The 21,244-nt window shown below is 58.7% G+C and carries 19 protein-coding genes and 1 tRNA gene; 6 read left to right on the top strand and 14 right to left on the bottom strand.

Annotation, left to right across the window (positions count from 1 at the left end; all coding sequences use genetic code 11):
• Window positions 1–2 precede the first annotated feature (2 nt).
• Window positions 3–1,196, top strand: coding sequence for a 3-hydroxybenzoate 6-monooxygenase (locus FUU19_RS19665; protein ID WP_230490684.1), 1,194 nt, complete (start codon window positions 3–5; stop codon window positions 1,194–1,196).
• 111 nt (window positions 1,197–1,307) lie between these two features.
• Here the strand turns inward: FUU19_RS19665 and FUU19_RS19670 are convergent.
• The 3 genes from FUU19_RS19670 to FUU19_RS19680 all read right to left on the bottom strand — a co-directional run bounded on the left by FUU19_RS19670 (window position 1,308) and on the right by FUU19_RS19680 (window position 3,481).
• A tRNA-Pro gene (locus tag FUU19_RS19670) sits at window positions 1,308–1,384 on the bottom strand.
• A 78-nt stretch (window positions 1,385–1,462) separates the two neighbouring features.
• Window positions 1,463–3,244 (bottom strand): LPS biosynthesis-modulating metalloenzyme YejM, encoded by a 1,782-nt coding sequence (yejM, locus tag FUU19_RS19675; protein WP_197834674.1) that lies wholly within the window; start codon window positions 3,242–3,244, stop codon window positions 1,463–1,465.
• A 9-nt stretch (window positions 3,245–3,253) separates the two neighbouring features.
• Entirely contained in the window at window positions 3,254–3,481 is a 228-nt protein-coding gene (locus tag FUU19_RS19680; protein WP_004935782.1) for a YejL family protein, read from the bottom strand.
• A 211-nt stretch (window positions 3,482–3,692) separates the two neighbouring features.
• On the opposite strand from FUU19_RS19680, the gene yejK reads away from it, so the two are divergent.
• Window positions 3,693–4,700, top strand: coding sequence for a nucleoid-associated protein YejK (yejK, locus tag FUU19_RS19685; RefSeq protein WP_197834675.1), 1,008 nt, complete (start codon window positions 3,693–3,695; stop codon window positions 4,698–4,700).
• An 84-nt stretch (window positions 4,701–4,784) separates the two neighbouring features.
• Here yejK and rplY read toward each other — a convergent pair whose 3' ends face one another.
• Window positions 4,785–5,069 carry a 50S ribosomal protein L25 gene (rplY, locus tag FUU19_RS19690; RefSeq protein ID WP_019453645.1) on the bottom strand — a complete coding sequence of 95 codons (285 nt, stop codon included), beginning with the start codon at window positions 5,067–5,069 and terminating at the stop codon, window positions 4,785–4,787.
• Window positions 5,070–5,231: 162 nt separating this feature from the next.
• Window positions 5,232–6,989, bottom strand: coding sequence for a DNA repair helicase RadD (radD, locus tag FUU19_RS19695; RefSeq protein WP_197834676.1), 1,758 nt, complete (start codon window positions 6,987–6,989; stop codon window positions 5,232–5,234).
• A gap of 318 nt (window positions 6,990–7,307) precedes the next feature.
• On the opposite strand from radD, the gene rsuA reads away from it, so the two are divergent.
• The 3 genes from rsuA (at window position 7,308) to FUU19_RS19710 (ending at window position 10,198) form a co-directional block, all read left to right on the top strand.
• Window positions 7,308–8,021 (top strand): 16S rRNA pseudouridine(516) synthase RsuA, encoded by a 714-nt coding sequence (gene rsuA / locus FUU19_RS19700; protein WP_230490685.1) that lies wholly within the window; start codon window positions 7,308–7,310, stop codon window positions 8,019–8,021.
• A 41-nt stretch (window positions 8,022–8,062) separates the two neighbouring features.
• Complete coding sequence (locus FUU19_RS19705; protein ID WP_141967673.1) at window positions 8,063–9,259, top strand: Bcr/CflA family multidrug efflux MFS transporter; 1,197 nt, start codon at window positions 8,063–8,065, stop codon at window positions 9,257–9,259.
• 594 nt (window positions 9,260–9,853) lie between these two features.
• Window positions 9,854–10,198, top strand: coding sequence for a YejG family protein (locus FUU19_RS19710; RefSeq protein ID WP_004935763.1), 345 nt, complete (start codon window positions 9,854–9,856; stop codon window positions 10,196–10,198).
• Window positions 10,199–10,207: 9 nt separating this feature from the next.
• Here FUU19_RS19710 and yejF read toward each other — a convergent pair whose 3' ends face one another.
• From yejF to FUU19_RS19755, 9 genes are all read right to left on the bottom strand, one after another.
• Window positions 10,208–11,818, bottom strand: a complete 1,611-nt coding sequence (gene yejF / locus FUU19_RS19715) for a microcin C ABC transporter ATP-binding protein YejF (RefSeq protein WP_141967675.1) — start codon at window positions 11,816–11,818, stop codon at window positions 10,208–10,210.
• A 1-nt stretch (window position 11,819) separates the two neighbouring features.
• Complete coding sequence (locus FUU19_RS19720) at window positions 11,820–12,845, bottom strand: ABC transporter permease (RefSeq protein WP_230490686.1); 1,026 nt, start codon at window positions 12,843–12,845, stop codon at window positions 11,820–11,822.
• Window positions 12,842–13,933: a microcin C ABC transporter permease YejB gene (locus tag FUU19_RS19725; protein WP_141967679.1), complete on the bottom strand. Its 1,092-nt coding sequence runs from the start codon at window positions 13,931–13,933 to the stop codon at window positions 12,842–12,844. Before FUU19_RS19725 ends, FUU19_RS19720 begins: the two co-directional genes overlap by 4 nt.
• Before the next feature lie 9 nt (window positions 13,934–13,942).
• On the bottom strand, window positions 13,943–15,751 hold the full coding sequence (locus FUU19_RS19730) for an extracellular solute-binding protein (RefSeq protein ID WP_197834681.1): 1,809 nt from the start codon (window positions 15,749–15,751) through the stop codon (window positions 13,943–13,945).
• Window positions 15,752–15,844: 93 nt separating this feature from the next.
• Window positions 15,845–17,428 (bottom strand): cyclic di-GMP phosphodiesterase, encoded by a 1,584-nt coding sequence (locus FUU19_RS19735; RefSeq protein WP_230490687.1) that lies wholly within the window; start codon window positions 17,426–17,428, stop codon window positions 15,845–15,847.
• 151 nt (window positions 17,429–17,579) lie between these two features.
• A complete protein-coding gene (locus FUU19_RS19740) occupies window positions 17,580–17,888 on the bottom strand; it encodes a hypothetical protein (protein ID WP_230490946.1) in 309 nt (102 codons plus the stop codon).
• On the bottom strand, window positions 17,840–18,415 hold the full coding sequence (mepS, locus tag FUU19_RS19745; RefSeq protein ID WP_038876300.1) for a bifunctional murein DD-endopeptidase/murein LD-carboxypeptidase: 576 nt from the start codon (window positions 18,413–18,415) through the stop codon (window positions 17,840–17,842). The genes FUU19_RS19740 and mepS overlap by 49 nt, the downstream gene beginning before the upstream one ends.
• Window positions 18,416–18,824: 409 nt before the next feature.
• Window positions 18,825–19,535, bottom strand: a complete 711-nt coding sequence (locus FUU19_RS19750; protein ID WP_197834683.1) for a phosphatase PAP2 family protein — start codon at window positions 19,533–19,535, stop codon at window positions 18,825–18,827.
• Between the two features lie 79 nt (window positions 19,536–19,614).
• Window positions 19,615–20,589 carry a CobW family GTP-binding protein gene (locus FUU19_RS19755; RefSeq protein WP_230490688.1) on the bottom strand — a complete coding sequence of 325 codons (975 nt, stop codon included), beginning with the start codon at window positions 20,587–20,589 and terminating at the stop codon, window positions 19,615–19,617.
• A gap of 307 nt (window positions 20,590–20,896) precedes the next feature.
• On the opposite strand from FUU19_RS19755, the gene FUU19_RS19760 reads away from it, so the two are divergent.
• The gene (locus FUU19_RS19760) at window positions 20,897–21,205 is read left to right on the top strand and encodes a type 1 fimbrial protein (RefSeq protein ID WP_141967690.1); all 309 of its coding nucleotides are present in this window, start codon (window positions 20,897–20,899) and stop codon (window positions 21,203–21,205) included.
• Window positions 21,206–21,244: the final 39 nt, after the last annotated feature.

The following is a 21,244-nucleotide window of genomic DNA, read 5'->3' on the forward strand; positions in this document are numbered from 1 at the left end:
CAATGGCTAAAGTGATGCGCGCAATTATCGTCGGGGGAGGCATTGGCGGCGCAGCGACTGCGCTCTCGCTGGCTCGCCAGGGCATTAAAGTGATGTTGTTGGAAAAGGCGCACGAGATTGGTGAGATTGGGGCGGGTATTCAGCTCGGCCCCAACGCCTTTTCCGCGCTGGATAGCCTGGGTGTGGGCGGCGTAGCGCGTCAGCGCGCCGTCTTTACCGATCACATTACCCTGATGGATGCGGTCAATGCCCAGGAGGTGGTGCATATTGAGACCGGGCAAGCATTTCGCGATCACTTTGGCGGTCCCTATGCGGTTATCCATCGGGCGGATATCCACGCCTCTGTTTGGGAAGCGGTATTGACCCATCCGGATGTGGAATACCGTACCTCAACGCAGGTGGCGCGTATCAGCCAAACGGTGGACGATGTGACGGTATTTGATGAGCAGGGTAATCGCTGGACGGCGGATATTCTTATCGGCTGCGATGGCGTGAGGTCGGTGGTGCGGCAGTACCTGCTGGGCGATGCGCCGCGGGTGACCGGACATGTGGTTTACCGCGCCGTGATTAATTGCGATGAGATGCCGGAGGATTTACGCATTAACGCGCCGGTACTGTGGGCGGGGCCGCACTGCCATCTGGTGCATTACCCGCTGCGCGGCGGGAAGCAGTATAACCTGGTGGTGACGTTCCATAGCCGTCAGCAGGAGGAATGGGGTGTGAAGGAGGGCAGTAAAGAGGAGGTGCTTTCCTATTTTTCCGGTATTCACCCGCGTCCGCGCCAGATGCTGGATAAGCCGACCTCGTGGCGCCGCTGGTCAACCGCCGATCGTGAACCGGTGGAGAAATGGGGCAACGACCGTATCACGCTGGTGGGAGACGCAGCGCACCCGGTGGCACAGTATATGGCGCAGGGAGCCTGCATGGCGCTGGAGGATGCGGTAACGCTGGGTAAAGCGCTGGAAGAGCATGGAGGGGATGCGGCAAAAGCGCTTGCCCTGTACGAGTCGGTACGTATTCCACGCACGGCGCGCATCGTCTGGTCAACCCGTGAGATGGGCCGCGTTTATCACGCCGCAGGCGTTGAGCGCCAGGTGCGTAATCTGTTATGGAAAGGCAAATCTCAGGCGGAATTTTATCGCGGAATGGAATGGCTGTACGGCTGGAAAGAAGAAAACTGCCTGCAGCCGCGCTGAGAGAGAGGCCCTGCCCAGGCCTCCGCTAGCGCATGGGCCAAACCGGTGCGGCCTAATCCTCTCAATATGCAGACGAAAAAAACCTGCTGTAACAGCAGGTTTTCTTAAATTTGGTCGGCATGAGAGGATTCGAACCTCCGACCCCCGACACCCCATGACGGTGCGCTACCAGGCTGCGCTACATGCCGACGCTATGAAAAATCATACTACCGATTCCCGATGTTAATGCAAGCGCCTCGCCACTTGATTGCTTTAGTTTTAAGCAGTTAGTTGGCGATAAAGCGTTTTACATCGGTCAGCACCTGCAGCAGCAGAGCAAGCTGCGGTTTCTCGTCTTTTATTTCATCGCCGTTCTGATCGTAGACGCGATAGTTACCGCTGTTGTCCAGCATCAGCGTTTGCGTTGGCGTGGTGATCACCAGCTGATTGCCATCGCCGGTGGCGATCCAGTCGTTGCGGCGCTGGGCGGTGAACAGATCTTCGCCCTGCGAATAGTCTTTCGGCGCGGTTTTCACGTGCAGCAACCGTTGCATCAAGGTGCGCATCACGTCGTTATGGCCGGTCAGCTTGCTGATGGTCTGCGCCGGGGTGCCCGGCCAGTGGATCACCAATGGCACCTGCAGTTGCGCCTGGTTGAAGGCAGTGCCGGCGCCCCATTGGCCTTTGCCGCTGTCGTTGAATTCGACGCCGTGTTCGGCGGTGATCACCACCACGGTTTTGTCCAGCAGACCGCGCTGTTTCAGGGTATCCAGTACCTGGGCTATCTGGGCATCCACGTCTTGCGCGCCGGTGCGATAGCGTTGGATAAAGTCGGCCGGCGCCGGGGTTTTGTCGCCTTCGGCCGACTCGGCGCCGCTGAAGTTGATATAGGAGAACCACGGCTCTTTGCCGCCCTGATCCGTCAGCCAGCGCTGCCATTGCTGCGTGGTTTGCGCGTCGCTTTGCGGCGCCGGCGTCGGCAGCGAGAAGTCGGTCAGCAGGGCCTGACGATACAGGCTGGCATTGAAGCCGTCGGAAGAGAACAGCCCCAATTGGTAGCCCTGATCGCTGAGCGCATTGATCAGCGCCGACGGCTTGCGCCCGGCGAGCACGCTGTCCAGATAGGTCGGGGAAATGCCGTAGAACAGGCCGAACAGCCCGGTATCGGCATGGTTGCCCGAGCTGTAGTGATCGTTGAAACGCACGTTTTCCTGGGCGAAGCGCGTCAGCGCCGGCATGTCCTGCGCCACGTCTTTGGCGCGAATGCCATCCACCACGATCATCAGCAGGTTATAGCCGCTGCCTTTGTCGCCGTAGCTGAGATCGCTGAGCGGATATTCCACCGCGACCGCTTCCGGATTGCCCTGTTGCACCAGGCGGCGCTCATACTCTTGCTGGTCGAGCAGGCCGTGTTTTTCGAGGAACTTGCGCGCGGTCATCGGGTACGAGAGCGGCAGGTTGGCCCGCTGCATGGTGATTGGGCGATAGAAGTTGGCGTCAGCCCAAATGTAAATCAGGTGCGACGCGAAAAAGGCGCTGATAAACAGCGCCGCCAGCGGTTTGCCGAAGCGGCGGCGGTTCAGGCTGCGCAGCTTCTGCCAGCTCCAGGTGCCGAACAGCATCTCCACCAGGAAGATCACCGGCACGCAGATAAACATCAGCTGCCAGTCGCGCGAAAGCTCGCTTTGGTCCGGGTTGACCACCAGATCCCACACCACCGGATTGAGGTGCAGGTGGAAATGAGAGAACACTTCGCTGTCGACCAGCAACAGCGTGAGCCCGGCGGTGGCCAGCGCGGCGGAAATAAATCGCAGCAGCCGCTGCGACATCACCACGAAGGTGAGCGGGAAGATCACCAGCAAATAGCCGGCGAACACGATAAAGCTGAAATGCCCAAGCAGGCTGACCAGGGCATAAACCCGGCCCAGCAGGGAAGCGGGCCAGTCGGTGACAAACAGGTAGCGGCTGCCCAGCCCAAGGGCGAGCAGAATGTTGAACAAGGCGAACCAGTGCCCCCAGCTGATCATCTGGGAGACTTTTTCACGATAACGCTGACGGTTTGTCACCATAAGTAAATATTAATGCGCTTTATCTTCACGGACAGAAGCCTGCAGGGCTTCCGCGAACGATCTTGCCAGGGTTTTCCGCTGCGCGGGGGCAACGCTGGTGTTGATCAAATTAGTGACCATGTTGCCCAGCACCATCAGGGAAAGATCGGTGGGGGTATGGTGTTTTTCCAGAACATTGACCAGCTCTGAGAGCAGTTGTTCAACGTGTTCGTCACTGTAACGGGATGATTGTGGCATAAAATTGCGCTTAGTAATCTGCAAAGTGCCCTATCTTACCGTATAGGGCAGTGATTTTCCGCTCTTTTATCACTTCCTGTCATTCGGGAAATTGTTCACCTGCGCCGGGGCAGGCCCTCGCTGCGCCTTTGCGGTTTCCCGCGGTTTTTTAGTATTGCAGGGCGGGGCCTTCAGTGTTTGAATACGCGCCTAAAGAACAGGAGGATTTACCATGAGTCTGGATATCGACCAGATTGCTCTGCACCAGTTGGTGAAACGCGACGAGCAAACGCTGGACGTGGTGCTGCGCGATTCCTTGCTTCCCACCAACTCGGCGGTGGAAGAAATGATGGCGGAACTGCATCGCGTCTACAGCGCCAAGAGCAAGGCCTTAGGCCTGTTCAACGAAGGCAGCGAACTGGCGGAAGCGCTGCGCACCTGCCGCAAGGACGATAAAGACTTTCTGGCCTTCAGCCGCGCGGCCACCGGTCGCCTGCGCGACGAACTGGCGAAGTATCCGTTCGCCGAAGGCGGCGTGGTACTGTTCGGCCAATACCGCTATCTGGCGGTGGAGTACCTGCTGATCGCGGTGTTGAACAGCCGTAACAGCATGCGCGTCAACGAAGAGCTGGATATCAACACCACGCACTATCTGGACATCAACAACGCCGATATCGTTGCGCGCATCGATCTGACCGAGTGGGAAACCAACCCGGAATCGACCCGCTACCTGACCTTCCTGCGCGGGCGCGTGGGCCGCAAGGTCGCCGACTTCTTCATGGACTTCCTGGCGGCGTCCGAAGGGTTGGACACCAAGGCGCAAAACCGCGGGCTGCTGCAGGCGGTAGACGACTATTGCGCCGATGCGCAGCTGGACAAGAACGAGCGCCAGTCGGTGCGCCAGCAGGTGTACAGCTACTGCAACGAACAGCTGCAGGCGGGCGAAGAGATTGAACTGCAGGCGCTGTCGCAGGAGCTGTCGCCGGTCGGCGAGAAAGACTTCATGCAGTTCTCCAGCGAGCAAGGGTATGAGCTGGAAGAGAGCTTCCCGGCGGATCGCGGCACGCTGCGTCAGCTGACCAAATTCGCCGGCAGCGGCGGCGGCATCAGCCTGAACTTCGACGCCATGCTGCTGGGCGAGCGCATTTTCTGGGATGCAGCCACCGACACGCTGACCATCAAAGGCACGCCGCCGAACTTGCGCGATCAGCTGCAGCGCCGGACCGGCAGCGGCAAGTAAGCGTGCCGAAGTGCAGACAATAAAAAACGCCGCAATTGCGGCGTTCTTTATTTCGGCGTCCCGAAAGGTTCGAAAACGTAGCGATTAAACGCGAACGAAGTCGATGTGAGCCAGTTTTGGCTTGAACGGGTGACGCTGTACAGCCTGAACCTTAACTTTGGTTTCTTTACCGTCGATAACCAGAGTTACTGCTTCGCTGTAGAATTCTGGTTTAGCTTCCATGTTCTTAACAGAATCATGGTCCAATTCGATGGAAACTGCAGCTTCTTTGCCACCGTAAACGATAGCTGGGAATTTGTTTGCTGCACGCAGGCGGCGGCTCGCACCTTTACCCTGATCTTTACGTACTTCTACATTGATAGTGAACATTGTTTTTTCTCTTAAAAGAAAATTTACCCTGCTACAGGCGACCCAAGTAGCAAGTTCGGAAACCCGCTTTAACGCTGGGCTGACCCAGGTAAAGCGCGCGGCATTTTAACGGAAAGCCGCCCGCAGGGCAACGAAAACCTGCCCAGATTGGGGGCCGCTCGCTCAGGCCAATTGATTGGCGCGGCGGAAACGGCCTTGATAATCGAACACTTTCTCGCGCACCTGCCAAAACTGCCCGCGTTTGCGTGCCACCACGAAATCCGGATGGCGTAGCGCCTGCTGTTGCGCCAGCACGTCGGCGGCGGTGTGCCAGGCGAACGGCACGCCTGGCGCGCGCTGATGCGGGCGCAGGAACAGCATTTCGAACGCTTTGCGCTGCGCCGGCGTCTGCAGGCGGAAGCGCTCGCTGGTGCTGGTGCCGTCCTCGTCGTAATAGGTGGCCTTCAGCCATTCGCCCTTGTCATCGCGGCCGCTCTGCAGTTCCATGCCGCCGCAGCGCAGCACCAGCGCGTCTTTCAGCTTCAGCGCCGCCTTCAGCATGTCGTCGGGATCGACCAGCACTTCCTGGCACTGATGGCAGCGGCGCGCGGCGATATCGTTCTCCGCGCCGCAGTGCGGGCAGCTCTTGAACCGGAAGCGGTAATCGCACTGCTCGCGGTGGCCGTCGTCGTCCTCCAGCCAGCCCTGACAGCGGCGGCCGTAGTGCTCGATGATGTCGCCATTTTCGGTGCACTTGCCCCAGAACAGGTTGGCGAAGCCGCAGGCCGGGCAGAACACCTGCACCGGCTGGCTGTCGCCGTGCGGCTTGCTGACGCCGACCTCCGGCGTAAACAGGTCGTGCGGGTTGCCGGCGTAGTCGAGGATCAGGCAATCCTCCTTGCCGGGCGCCAGCCGCAGCCCGCGCCCGACGATCTGCTGATACAGGCTGACGGACTCGGTCGGGCGCAGGATAGCGATCAGATCGACGTGCGGCGCATCGAAGCCGGTGGTCAATACCGCGACGTTGACCAGATAGCGCAGCCGCTGCTGTTTGAACGCGTCGATCAGCGCATCGCGCTCGGCGGGCGGCGTTTCGGCGCTGACCAGCGCGGCTTCGCCGTTCGGCAACAGGCCGTGGATCTCGCGGGCGTGCTCCACGGTGGCGGCGAAGATCATCACGCCTTTGCGATCCTCTGCGTATTCCACGATCTGGCTGATGATATGCGGCGTGACGCGGTTTTGCCGCTTCAGCTCACGGTTCAGATCCGCTTCGCTGAACAGGCCGTTGCTTCTGGCTTCCAGCCGGCTGAAATCGTACTGCACGATCGGCATATCCAGTCGCTCAGGCGGCACCAGGAAGCCGTTCTTAATCATATAGCGCAGCGGCAGCTCGTAGATGCAGTCGCGAAACAGGCTGGCGCCGTCGCCGCGGGTGAAGCCGTGGTAGTGATACTGATAAATCCAGCCCTTGCCCAGGCGATAGGGCGTGGCGGTCAGCCCCAGCAGCCGCAGCTGCGGGTTGGTTTTCTGCAAATGCTGGATGATTTGCTGGTACTGGCTGTCGTCGTCGTCGCTGATGCGGTGGCATTCATCGACGATCAGCAGCGAAAAGGCGCCGTCGAACAGCGGCAGGTTGCGCGCCACCGACTGCACGCTGCCGAACACCACCTTGCCGGCGCTCTCTTTCTGCTGCAGGCCGGCGGCGAAGATGTCCGCTTCCAGGCCGTAGGCGCAGTACTTGGCGTGGTTTTGCGCCACCAGTTCCTTGACGTGCGCCAACACCAGCACCCGCCCGCGGGCGCGCTTCGCCAGTTCGGCGATCACCAGGCTTTTGCCGGCGCCGGTCGGCAGCACGATCAGTGCCGGTTCGGGATGCCGCCGGAAATGGTTGATGGTGGCTTCGACCGCTTCCAGTTGGTAGGGGCGTAGGGTAAAGGCCATAAATGAACGCCGTGGGTTGAGATGGGCCGTCGGGAAGCGGTTGTGTCACCTCGGTTCCCACAGAAACCGTGACACTCTGCTCCTCGGACAGCCGAAAAATTTCTATTATTATGCCTTCTGCGCGCGCGCGGTGCGAGGAGCGTGAAAATTACCTCTGTCGGGCAACGCGTTGTGCCGCTATACTCGTGTGACAGCAATCGCTGTTCCCCCACGCGATTCCCCCCCTGAACCTGCCATTTGCACCCGGTGCAACGGCGGGCGTCATATTTTGGCAATACGATCAATGCGATCATAACAACGACAGGCAAAGCAGATCCCATGCGATTGGACAAGTTTTTATCTCAGCAGTTAGGCATTAGCCGTGCGTTGGTTGCGCGCGAACTTCGGGCTAAACGCGTCACCGTGGACGGTGAGGTAGTGAAGAGCGGGGCGATCAAACTGATCCCGGAGCAAGAAGTGGCGTTCGACGGCAATCCGCTGCAGCAGCAGAACGGCCCGCGCTATTTCATGCTCAACAAACCGCAGGGCTACGTTTGCTCTACCGATGACCCCGATCATCCGACGGTGCTGTATTTTCTCGATGAGCCGGTCGCGTACAAGCTGCACGCCGCCGGGCGGCTGGATATCGACACCACCGGGCTGGTGTTGATGACCGACGACGGCCAGTGGTCGCACCGCGTCACGTCGCCGCGCCACCACTGCGAGAAAACCTATCTGGTGACGCTGGAGCATCCGTTGGCGGAAGACACCGCGCAGCGTTTCGCCGAAGGGGTGCAACTGCACAACGAGAAAGACCTGACGCGCCCGGCGACACTGGAGCAGGTTGACGAGCGCCTGGTGCGCCTGACCCTCAGCGAAGGGCGCTACCACCAGGTGAAGCGGATGTTCGCTGCCGTCGGCAACCGGGTGATCGAGTTGCACCGTGAGCGCATCGGCGCCATCGTGCTGGATGACGATCTGGCGCCGGGCGAATACCGCCCATTGACCGAAGAAGAGATCGCCAGCGTGGGCGCGCCGCACCTGCAGGACTGAAAACCGATCATTGATTGCGGCCGATTAAGGAGTCGTGGAACGTGCAACAGAACCGAACCTCTCATCTCGGTTTGATTTTCATTCTGGGCCTGCTGTCCATGTTGATGCCGTTGGCCATCGACATGTACCTGCCCAGCATGCCGGTGATCGCCGCCCAGTTTGGCGTCGAGTCCGGCAGCGTGCAGATGACCCTCAGCGCCTATATGCTCGGCTTTGCCTTCGGGCAGCTGTTCTATGGGCCGATGTCGGACAGCATCGGCCGCAAGCCGGTGATCCTGTGGGGAACGCTGATCTTCGCCATCGCCGGCTGCGCCTGCGCCATGGCGCAATCGATCGATCAGCTGATCGGACTGCGTTTCCTGCACGGCCTGGCGGCGGCGGCCGCCAGCGTGGTGATCAATGCCCTGATGCGCGATATGTTCACCAAGGATGAGTTCTCGCGCATGATGTCGTTCGTCATTCTGGTGATGACCATCGCGCCGCTGCTGGCGCCGATGATCGGCGGTGCGTTGCTGCTGTGGTTCAGCTGGCACGCCATCTTTTGGACCATGGGCGCCGCGGCGCTGATCGGTTCACTGCTGGTGGCCCTGTTCATCAAGGAGACGCTGCCGAAAGAGCGGCGACAGCGGTTCCACCTGCGCACCACGCTGGGCAACTTCGGTTCGCTGTTCCGCCACAAACGGGTGCTGAGCTACATGCTGGCCAGCGCCTTCTCGTTTGCGGGCATGTTTTCGTTCCTCAGCGCCGGGCCGTTCGTCTACATCGAACTGAACCACGTTTCGCCGCAGCACTTCGGCTACTATTTTGCGCTGAACATCGTCTTTCTGTTCCTGACGACGCTGATCAACAGCCGCAACGTGCGGCGGTTCGGTGCGGTCAAGATGTTCAAACTGGGGCTGCTGGTGCAGCTGGCAATGGGGCTGTGGCTGGTGGCGGTGAGCGCCGTCGGCCTGGGCTTCTGGGCGCTGGTGATCGGTGTTGCGGTCTATTTGGGGTGCATCGCGATGATCTCCTCCAACGCCATGGCGGTGATCCTGGATGATTTCCCACATATGGCGGGCACTGCGTCTTCCCTGGCCGGCACGTTGCGCTTCAGCATCGGCGCGCTGGTGGGGGCGGTCCTGTCGATGGCGCCGGGCAAAAGCGCGTGGCCCATGGTCACCTCAATGGCGCTGTGCAGCATCGTGGCGGTGCTATTTTATTTTTACGCCAGCCGGCCGCGCAATCGCGCGGCCTGACGTTCTCCCGATTCGGGGCGTGTCGCCCCGCATCGTCATGGGGTTGCGCCTTGCCATTTCAGGGTGCAACTGGCAATAGAAATTTTGTTGCTAAATATACGCAAGCTAATCAACTGGCCGTTTTCCCCTCTGTGTGTTTTTTGTTAAAAAATTCCACCGCCGCATCGCCTAATATTCCTCGGGAGGCGCAGCGTTCTGCCGGCTGAGCGCTGCGGAGGGTTTGGATTAGGATTGATGTAAATCAAGGCATTAGCAGGGGAGGCTGCGCTAACGTGGTGGGCTAAATGTTTCTTCATTGTAAAAATATGGCGACGGAAAAGTAGTCGCATTGCAAGAAAAAAGAGTTGAGATCGCTGCGGGAAAGGGTTACATATAACGCAAAAATGCGAGCTGAGTCGCAAAATGCCGTGAAATAACACCGCACGGCGCGCCAAAAAATGGCACGGCATCGGCAAGCACGGGGTCAAGTTAATGGCTAGCGGCAAAATTTACATTTAAATAACATTTGTGCGCGGCAGAGTCGGGAGTCAGCGGCTATAACTTAGTAACCCTGTCAGGTAAAAGTGTTTCACCTTTTCAATCTAGGGATTTCATGTGGAGAGTATCCAACTTTCGGTAGTGCATCGCTTGCCGCAAAGTTATCGTTGGCTATCTGGTTTCACCGGCGTGAAGGTTGAACCGATTCCGTTTAACGGAATAGACGAAGATAACAACCTGATTGGGCTGAAGTTACTCAGCCATGAAGGGGCCGAGGCCTGGCAGGTAATGCAACAGCTCAATCTGTCGCTGCAGGAGATTCAGGTCGATTGCGCGATCGTCGAATGGGAAGGCGAGCCTTGCCTGTTCGTGCAGCGCAGCGACGAGAGCGCCACCATGTGCCGCCTGAAAAACGTCGGCGCCGCAATCGCCGAACCGCTCAGCGCGCAGTACCCCTTCTAGAATTCGCCGCTAATCCGCCAACTGCAGCAGTTGACGGGTATAGTCGGCGGCGGGCGCCGCGAAGATCGCCCGGCAGTCTCCCTGTTCAACCACTTCTCCCTGTCGCAACACGATGACCTGGTGGCATAGCGAACGCACCACCTGCAGGTCATGGCTGATGAACAGATAAGCCAGCCGGTGGCGTTGCTGCAGCGATTTCAGCAGCGTCAGGATCTGCGCCTGCACCGATTTATCCAGCGAAGAGGTCGGCTCGTCGAGGATCAGCAGCTGCGGCTGCAGGATCAGCGCGCGCGCGATGGCGATACGCTGGCGTTGCCCGCCGGAAAACTCGGTGGGATAGCGGTGGCGCAGCTGCGGATCCAGGCCGACTTCCTGCAACACCGCGATCACGCGCTGTTCCCGTTGCTCGGCGCTAAGCCGCTGGTGCACTTCCAGCCCTTCGGCGATGATTTGCTGTACGTTCAGGCGCGGGTTCAGGGCGGAATAGGGATCCTGGAAGACGATTTGCATCCGGCTGCGGTAGGGCAGCATCTGCTTCATCGTGAGCGGGTGCAGCGGTTCGCCGTCGAACCAGATGGCGCCCTGTGAGGCCAGCAGGCGCAGGAGCGCCAGCCCGGTGGTGCTTTTGCCCGAGCCGGATTCCCCCACCAGCCCCACGCTTTCCCCGGCGCGCAGCTCGAAACTCAATGATTTCAAGGCATAGTGATAATCCACCGTGCGGCGCAGCAGGCCGCGGCGAATGGGGAAGCGCACCTGCAGATTTTCCACCTTGAGCAGCGGCCGCTCGTCGCCGGGGCGCCCGTTGGCTGCGGCAGGCAGCGGCAGCGGTTCACCGACGTCCTCGGCGGCCAGCAGCTGCTGCGTGTAAGGATGTTGCGGCCGACTGAACAGCTGCGCGCGGGCGTTTTGCTCTACGCAGCGCCCCTGACGCATTACCGCCACGTTATCCGCCAGGCGGCGCACGATATTCAGGTTATGGGTGATAAACAGCAGCCCCATGCCCATCTCTTGCTTCAGTTCTTGCAGCAGCGTCAAGATCTGCGCCTGGATAGTGACGTCGAGCGCGGTGGTGGGCTCGTCGGCGATCAGCAGTTTCGGGCGGGTCAGCACCGCCATGGCGATCATCACCCGCTGGCGTTCGCCGCCGGACAGCTGATGCGGGTAATCCTGCAGCCGGCTCTTGGCCTGACGGATGCCGACGCGCTCCAGGCATTCGACGATCTCTGCGCGCGCGGCATCGCGCCGCAGGCCGCGGTGCAGCATCAGCACTTCCGCCAGCTGTTTTTCGATGGTGTGCAGCGGGTTAAGCGACACCATCGGTTCCTGAAAGATCATCGCGATCTGATTGCCGCGCACCTTGCGCAGCGCCGCTTCCGGCGCATGCAGCAACGAGTCGCCGTTGAACAGGATATCGCCGGCAGGGTAAACCACCGGCGGCGCGGGCAGCAGGCGCAGTATCGACAGGGCGGTGACGCTTTTGCCGGAGCCGGATTCTCCTACCAGCGCCAGCGTTTCCGCCGGCGCGATTTGCAGCGAGAGTGCGTTGACCACCGGCGTGACGGTGTCGCCCTGGCGGAAGGCGATGCTGAGATCCTGAATAGCGAGCAAAGGAGTGGCCATATCAATGCGCCTTGCTGGGGTCAAAGGCGTCGCGCACCGCTTCGCCGATAAAGATTAATAACGACAGCAGCACCGCCAAGACCAGGAAGGCGGTGATGCCGAGCCACGGCGCCTGCAGATTGTTTTTGCCCTGCAGCAGTAATTCGCCGAGCGATGGCGAACCGATCGGCAGACCGAAACCGAGGAAGTCGAGCGACGTCAGGGTGGTGATCGAGCCGCAGAGGATAAACGGCAGGAAGGTCAGCGTCGCCACCATGGCGTTGGGCAGCATATGGCGGGACATGATCACCCGATCCGGCACGCCCATGGCGCGCGCGGCGCGGATGTAGTCAAAATTGCGGGTGCGCAGGAATTCGGCGCGCACCACGCCGACCAGGCTCATCCAGCCGAACAGGATGGTGATGCCGAGCAGCCACCAGAAATTGGGTTGGACGATGCTCGACAGCAGAATGATCAGAAACAGCGTCGGCATGCCCGACCACACTTCGATAAAGCGCTGCCCCCACAGATCGAAACGCCCGCCGTAATACCCCTGGGTCGCGCCGACGCACACGCCGATCAGGCTGGAAAACAGCGTCAACGCCAGGCCGAACAGCATCGAGATGCGAAAACCGTACAGAACACGAGCGAGCACGTCGCCGCCGTTGCTGTCGGTGCCGAGCAGGTTGTGGCGCGAAGGCGGCGAGGGGAAGGGCACCTCGGTGGCGAAGTTGATGGTGTCGTAGCTGAAACGGATCGGTGCCCAAACCGCCCAGCCGTGCCGTTCGATCTGCCGTTGGACGAACGGATCCTGATAGTCGGCTTCGGTGTTCAGCTCGCCGCCGAAGGCGGTTTCGCTGTAGTTAATCATAAACGGCAGGTACAAGCGGCCTTCATAACGCACCAACAGCGGTTTGTCGTTGGCGATCAGATCGGCGGCCAGGCTCAGCGTGAACAGCACCAAAAAGATCCACAACGACCAGTAGCCGCGGCGATTGCGGCGAAAACGCGCCCAGCGCGCCTGGTTGATCGGGCTAAGGCAGCTCATTGGCGGGCCTCGAAGTCAATGCGCGGATCGACCAGGGTGTAAGTGATATCGCTGAGGATATTCAACAGCAGGCCGATCAGGGTGAAGATATACAGCGTGCCGAACATCACCGGGTAGTCGCGCTGCAGCGTGGCGTCGTAGCCCAGCAGCCCCAGGCCGTTGAGCGAGAACATCACCTCAATCAGCAGCGAGCCGGTGAAGAACATGCTGATAAAGGTGGCCGGAAAACCGGCGATCACCAACAGCATGGCGTTGCGGAACACGTGGCGGTACAGGATCTTTTTCTCATCCAACCCCTTGGCGCGGGCGGTGGTGACGTACTGCTTGCGGATCTCGTCGAGGAACGAGTTCTTGGTCAGCATGGTCAGGGTAGCGAAGCCGCCGATCACCGTCGCCAGCACCGGTAGAGTGATGTGCCACAGATAGTCGGCGATCTTCGCCGGCCACGAGAGGGTGTCGAAGTTGCTGGACACCAGGCCGCGCAGCGGGAACCAGTCGAGGTAGCTGCCGCCGGCGAACAGCACGATCATCAGGATGGCGAACAGGAAAGCCGGAATGGCGTAGCCGATGATGATCAGCGTGCTGCTCCAGGTATCGAACGCGCTGCCGTTGTGGACGGCCTTGCGGATGCCGAGCGGGATCGACACCAGGTAGATGATCAGCGTGCTCCAAAGGCCCAGCGTGATGGAGACCGGCAGGCTCTGGCCGATCAGCTGCATCACCGAAGCGCCGCGAAACAGGCTGTCGCCGAAGTCGAAGCGCATATAGTTCCACAGCATGGTGAAGTAGCGTTCGTGCAGCGGTTTGTCGAAGCCGTAACGTTGGGTGATCTCGGCGATCACCTCCGGATCCAGGCCGCGCGAACCGCGATATTGGCCGTCGCCTGCCGCGATGCCCGCCCGGGCATGGCCCAGGCCTTCGCCGACACCACCGCTGCCAAACCCGCTGCCGTGCCCGAGCTCAATGGCGGCGATGGCCTGATCGACCGGGCCGCCAGGGGCGATTTGCACGATAAAAAAGTTGATGGTGATGATCGCCCACAGCGTGGGGATCACCAGTAACAGTCTGCGTATCAGATAGGCTGCCATTCCGACTCCTTATTGCCGCTGAGCCGGTAAACGCGCCGCCTTGTTGACGTCGTACCACCAGTTGTCGAAGCCAATCGCATAGGCCGGGCGGATTGGCGGCGTGGAGAATTTGTCCCAATAGGCGTAGCGATCGTGGTTGGAGTACCACATCGGCAGCATGTAGTTGTTCCAGGTCAGCACCCGGTCCAGCGCGCGGCCGAGCGGCAGCAGGGCTTTTTCGTCGCCTTGATGGGCGGCGATTTGTCTCACCAGGCTGTCGACCGCCGGGTCTTTGACGCCGGCCGTGTTGTAACTGGAATCGATGTACTGCGAATCCCACAGGATTTGCAGATCGGCGCTGGGGAACGGCATCGCCATGTACACCGTCGACATCATGTCGAAATCGCGCTCGCGCATGCGGCGCGTATATTGCGAGGCGTCGACCTCGCGGATTTGCATCTCGATGCCCAACCGCTGCAGGTTGTGGCGGAACGGCAGCACATATTGGAAGTTGCTGCCGCTCAGCAGCATCAATTCAAAGGTGAACGGCTGGCCGGTTTTGGCGTTGACTAACTTTTGATTTTTGACCACCCAACCGGCTTCTTTCAGCAGTTGGGTCGCTTTCAGCAGATTTTGCCGATCGTTGCCGCTGCCGTCGGAGGAGGGCGGCTGGTAGATGCTGGTGAACACCTCCGGCGGCACCTGGCCTTTGAGCGGTGCCAGCAAGGCCAGTTCGGCGGCGTCCGGGTAGCTACGGGCGGCGTAGGCGGTGTTTTGGAAATAGCTGTCGGCGCGCTGATAGGCGTTGTAATACAACGCCTTGTTCATCCAGTTGAAGTCGAAAGCCAGGCCGATCGCTTCCCGTACCCGACGATCGGCGAACAGCGGTTTTTGCAGGTTGAACGCCAGCCAACGGGTATTCTGCGCCGCCTGGTTGGTCTCGTCCTGCTTGATGATGTAGTTGCGCGCGAAGTTGCCGCCCTGATACTGGGTGGCCCAGCTCTTGGGCGACGGCTCGATGCGGAAATCGTAAGCCCCGGCCTTGAAGGCTTCCAGCGCCACTTTATCGTCCAGGTAATAATCGTAGCGAATGCTGTCGAAGTTATAACGGCCGCGATTCACCGGCAGGTTGGCGGCCCAGTAGTCGCGTACTCGCTGATAGGTGATGTACTGACCGAGGCGGTAATCGCTGATTTTATACGGGCCGCTGGCGAGTGGCGGCGTGTTGAGCGGTTCATTGAGCTTATGGTTCTTCCAGAAGCTTTCCGGCAATACGCGCAGGCTGAGCAGGCTGAGGATTTGATCCCGATTCGCCTTAGGCAGTTCGATGCGCACGGTCAACCGGGAAATGGCCTTGACCGTGACGCCTTTGTAATAGGAGCGAAACTGCGGCACGCCTTCGGTCATGAATTTATTGAAGGTGAAGGCCACGTCGGCGGCGGTGATCGGGCTGCCGTCCTGGAAGCGAGCGCGGGCGTTGATATCCAATTCCATCCAGCGCATGTCGGCCGGGAAACGGGCCGATTCGGCAATCAACGGGTAATAGCTGCCGGGTTCGTCGTCGGAGTTGGTGAACAGCGTATCGTACAGCTCCATCGTGCGCTCGCCGGGCACGCCGCGGGTGGCGAAGCGGTTGAAGTTGTCGTAGGTGCCGATGGCCGCCAACCGTACGTCTCCGCCCTTGGGCGCCGCCGGGTTGACGTAGTCGAAATGGCTGAAGTCGGTGGCGTATTTCGGTTCACCGAGAAGGGCGAAAGCGTAGCTTTCGTTGAGGGCTTCGGCCTGCAGACCGAAGCTCAGTGCCGAGAGCACCAGAGCAGCGAAAATGCGCACGGACATCGGACGGTAAGCTCCTGCTGTGGAATAAAGTACAACCTGCGCCCAGCATAACATTCTTCGGGCGGGCGCAGGGTAAAGATGCTTAAAGATTAACTATTTTTTTGCCTGATAATCAAAGACCTGATGAGCATTGCAGTAGGCGACGAAATCATCGATGCTCAGCGGCTTGCTGAAGTAGTACCCCTGCATGAAGTTGACGCCGTGTTCTTGCAGGAACTGCATCTGCTCGGCGGTTTCGACGCCTTCGGCCACCGTCAGCATTTTCAGCTTTTTCGCCAGCGAGATCACCGCATCCAGCACCGGCGCGGTGACCGTGTCCTGGCCGATGGTATTGACGAAGCCGCGATCGATCTTCAGATAATCCATGGTGAAGCGTTCAAGATAGATCAATGCGCTGTGGCCGGTGCCAAAATCGTCTACCGCGATCTCGATGCCCTGTTTGTGCAGCCAGTCAAACTCCGCCAGCGCGCTCTCTTCTTCCACCATGCCGCGCTCGGTGATTTCAAACACCAGCGTAAAGTAATCGCCCGGCAGCTGCGCCAACAGTTCATACACGTCCTGATGGAACGACGGCGCGCTAAGGTGGGCGGGGGAAATATTGAGACCGACTTTGCCTCCCCGTGGCAGCGCTTTGGCGAGCTGCGGTGCATCTTCGGCGATCAGCCTGAACAGATGGCGGGTAAGCGGCACGATCAGCCCGTTGCTTTCGGCGTAGGGGATAAAAACATCGGGCGGGATGCGGCCCTCGAGCGGATGCTGCCAGCGGATCAGCGCTTCCAGCCCGCCGATGCTGTTGCTGTCGGTATGGAATACCGGCTGGTATTCGATAAAGAACTCGTTGCGCTTGATGCCGCGCAGCAGCGCGCGCTCCGGGCTTTGCCGCAGCAACAGCATGTAGTAGCAGAGTACGCCGATCATCAATGACAGCACCAGGCTGCCCAGCAGCGTCAGGCGAATATCGTTGGGCGTCAGCTTCTCGTTGTAGAACAGGATGGACAGCGGCAGATTGGGCAGCGTCAGGGTATCCGCTTTGCCTTTCGGTAGCTGATCGACCGGCATCAGGTTCGGGCTAAAGGTGGTCAGGGCGCGGTTGCCCATCACGATGGCGATGCCCGGCGCCTGTTCGTCATGCGAGGTGAACAGTAAATAGGGCATCAGATCGATGTCCAGCGTAGCGAGGATGCCGGTCGCCTGCTTGCCGGGATGCCGCAGCCAAACCGCAACCGCCGGCTTGTTTGGCACGATCGGCGTGCCCTGCTGCAGCTTCAGGTCCAGGGGCAGATTCCAGTCGATTTCCTGATAAAGGCTTTTCATCGGCAACATCATGTCGCCGGTGGCGGAGGAGCAATAGGCATAGCCCTCCTTCACTAACAGGAAGGTGCGCACGCCGCTGGTAAAGGCCGCCTGGTAGGTAATGTCCGACTGGCTGGAGAGGCAAGGCTTATCCAGCAGCGGCATCATTTGCTGCATCACTGCAGTCAGGTGTGAGATATAACCCAGCGTGAACTTTTGCGTACGCGCTTCGACTTTATGTTGATATTGCGTGCGCTGGTGGTTGATCAAAGAAAGCGTGACCGCGGTGAATAGCGTAAAAAATACCAGAGCGGCGACGCCGCTTTTAGCCAGGCTGCGCTGTCGGTGAGATACGCTGCGGGCGAAAGCCCGTTTCAAGCCCATAACCGAGTCCTCTGCAACAGGGCGTCAGGGGGGGCGCACTGCCAGTTAATGGATTGTACCAAGGGCTTTTTTTTCATTTTTGCCTTTTTATCCCGTACCAACCGGCGGCGCCGTTTAAATACGCGGCGTCGCCGACATAAATAGAGTGCGCTTATTTTAAGCGGAAACGTTTTAAATAACGCCGGGGTGCCGTTACCGTCATCTGACGATAATAGGCGAGTTTTTCCTCGACGGCGCGATTTCCTGCCAACAGTTTATCAAAATAATGGCGTGCGGCGGAGTTAAGGGGGAGAGGTGACGATAACCCAGGGATCAATTTCGATGGCACCTGTTTGACCGCCAAAAAAAACGCCGCCCGTAGGCGGCGCTTATCGCTCGTTTGGTATTCAGAATCTTCAAGGCGATGCGCCGTCAGCCGCTGGTCAGCACCCGGCGCGCTTCTCGATAACGTTTGTCCCAATAGTTATCGGTCAGCTTGGAAATCATGACACCACTGCTGGTGGAGGCGTGAACGAACTGATCGTTGCCTAAATAGATGCCGACATGGCGCCCGGTAGAGCCGGCGCGGAACAGCACCAAATCGCCGGCACGCAGCTTAGTGCGCTGGATTTTCTTGCCGAGATCTTCCTGTTCATAGGTAGAGCGCGGTAAATCCATACCGAATTGTTCGCGGAAGGTGCGCTGCACAAACGCCGAGCAATCGATGCCGCGCTTGGTGTCACCGCCTAAGCGGTAGCGAACGCCTTTCCAGTCCGCGTACTGATCCATAATCTTTGACTTGACGTCAACGTTGCGGACCATCGCTTCGAATTCATCCTGAGAGGCTTGCAGTAAAAGACCGTCTTTGTCATTAACTGCACGCATCTCAGTTTGTGCGTTATTCAAGTTCGAAGTGTGAGTCGAGCTGCACGCTGACAGCATAACCGCAGCGGCAATTGCAGGGACTACCCGCAAAAAATATCTCAGAAACGGTTGAGATTTGACCATTGTTGTTGTTTTCCCTTGAAGTCCTTAACGACGAAAGTCGCTACCTGAAAAATGCCAAACGGAACGAGCCTAGTCCGCACCTGCTGCATCGACAATCAGTTACCGCTGAAAACGTGCGGGAACGCACATTTTTATCGGATTCCATACTGATTCGACTTAAACCAGGCACAAACGCATCTGAGATTACCGGAACAAATAGGGGATTGCGAGCCTTTTTCCCGTCTTTTTTATATGAATTTGTGATGTAACATAATGTAAATCTTCATATAAAAAACGCCAATTGTCCGATGTATGAATCTGGCGTGAAATCAGGTTGCAAACCGTTAACGGACGGCGGAGACATTTTGCGCGCTGCGCGGGGGGAGAGCACGGGAGACGCGGGCCTCCCGGTATGAGTCATAGATACAAGTTATGGTTGGCTGGCGCGGTGCTTGCCGGGCAACAGGCGATTCAACCGTTCAATAATCCAGTCGCTGCATGGCGTCATCAGCACCCAACTGGCGCCAACCAGCACCACGGACAGCGAGCCGACGGCGATATCGGTAAACCAGTGGGCGCCAATCATCACGCGTGGCAATGAGAAGACCAGCGTAATCAGTAGGGCGATGGCGAAGGCGCCGCGGCCGAAATAGCGCAGCATAAAGCAGGAAAAAATAATCAGCATCATGCCGTGGTCGCCGGGGAAGCTGTCGCCGGAGGCGTCCTTGGTGGGGATGCCGGTCAATGCGCTGACGCGATTGATATTGTCGAAGGTCAGGGTTGGGCTCGGATGTTTCACCGGCAGCAGGTGACCAAACTGGTTCAGCACCACGGCGGTCAGCAGCATCACCACGCCGGTGATCACCAGGCGGCGTCGGCCGGCGGCGTCCTGCTTCAGGTAGAAGTACAGATACAGCAGACCCATGGCGAGCAGCGAAATGACATCAAACGCGCGGTTATTGGTGATGGCGACCAGATGCAAAAATGCCGGGTCGGTGGCCAGATGGCGATTAAAGAAAAAGAAGATCGCCGAATCCAGGGTAAACCAGCCGCCGTGATTGGCCGGCAAGAACCAGGACAGAAACAGCGCAACGCCCAGTAAGTTAAAGAAGAGAATGAAGGGTAAATTGCGGCGTGTCATGACATAAACCTGTTGGAAAAATGAAAACGAAACCAAACCCGGCCGCCCTGCGGAAACCGGGGGGGCAACGGTACGGGGTTTAACTTAAACGAATCTTAAACAAGGCGGATTGCAGGGCGTTCCAGTCGGTATTTTCGCTGTGGATCAGTTCAATCCGGCTATCGAGCGGCGCGAACGGGCGGGTTTCGATGTTGAGATCCTGCCCCTGACGATTGATCAGCAATGTGCCTTCAGGGATGCGTACCACGCCTTTGGCGCGTTCGACCGGCGCCAGCCGCACCCACTCCATAAAGCCGACGGTGTCGAACTGGGTGTCGGCGTCAAAAATCCAGCCGCAGCTGGTGAAACCTTGTCCCTCGTTCAACGCTCGCCGCCAGCGGGCGTGCTCCGGCAATCGCAGCGCCGCCAGCCCCTGCGTTTTCGCCTGACCATGATGATGCTGCGCGTCCGGTAATTCTGCACGATTCGTGCGAGGAAGTGACAACAACGCGACATCCGCCTCGCCTTGCTCGATGGCGTAGCAGGGCCGCTGCAGCGGATCTTGTGCCCTCCAGGCTTCCAGCGCCAATCGATCTTCCGGCTGATAGGTATCGCTTTTGCTGGCCAGAATAACGTCGGCCGCGGCCAGCTGATCGCGGAAGTTTTCGTTGTCGCGGTAGCGGGGTTGGCTGAGCTGGCGGGCATCCAGCAGGCACAGCGTGGCCTGCAGATCGATCCAGCCGGCATAGCTCTCCTGGGTCAGCAGCGACAGGATTTGCTTCGGGTGTCCGAGCCCGGTCGGCTCAATCAGCAGCCGATCCGGTTTGGCCTGCTGCAGCAGCATATTCAAGCCCACCTGCATCGGCAGGCCGTTGACGCAGCACATGCAGCCGCCGGGGATCTCTTTGAGCACCGCGCCGCTGTCCGCCAGCAGCGCGCCGTCGATGCCTATTTCGCCGAATTCATTGACCAATACCGCCCAGCGTTCCTGTTCGGGCTTATGAGCCAGCAAATGGCGGATGGTGGTGGTTTTACCGCTGCCGAGAAAGCCGGTAATCAAATTGGTTTTGGTCATTAATCATTCCTGGTGCAAAAATTAACTTGCTTAATAAATGAGTTAGGCTGCCGGGGCGGCGATTTAATTTGTGCTCTATCTCGCAAATTTTGCACGTCACCCTGCGCTTTTCAACCGGTAAAATCCACCTTTCTTTGCAAGAAAATTCTTAGATAAAACCCTGTATTAGATGCGGTTAACTTTTGTTAGTAGCTTGTTTTTACATTGTTAATGACGCGATTAACGATCAAATCCTGTCCCTTTCCTTGCGATTATTCCTAACAAGATCCTCTATGGTTAAATTGGCTTAACTAAAAATGAGGTTGCCATGAATACCTTTCGGTTATTTTTGATCGTAGGAATGTTGTTTTCATGGACGGCAGTGAGTCATGCAGGAGTGGCCGGCGGGGTAATTCGCTTCGTCGGTTCTATCGTTGAAAGTCCTTGCACGGTCAAGATTGCAGATTCTAAGGCGAATACGCAATGTTACCGCAACGGCCAGCGTTATCAGGCCCAGCAAGCGTTGTCAGGTTTTGATGCTACACGCAAAGAACTTCCGCTAAATCTAGGCACAACCGAAATGAAGTGGGTAGACCAACAGAAAAAACTTGCTGTTATGACGGTCGTTTATCGTTAAGTCGTTCCGCCATGCCGGCGTAACGTTACGCCGGCATGG

It is taken from the genome of Serratia montpellierensis, from assembly GCF_020858655.1.
Lineage (GTDB): Bacteria > Pseudomonadota > Gammaproteobacteria > Enterobacterales > Enterobacteriaceae > Serratia > Serratia montpellierensis.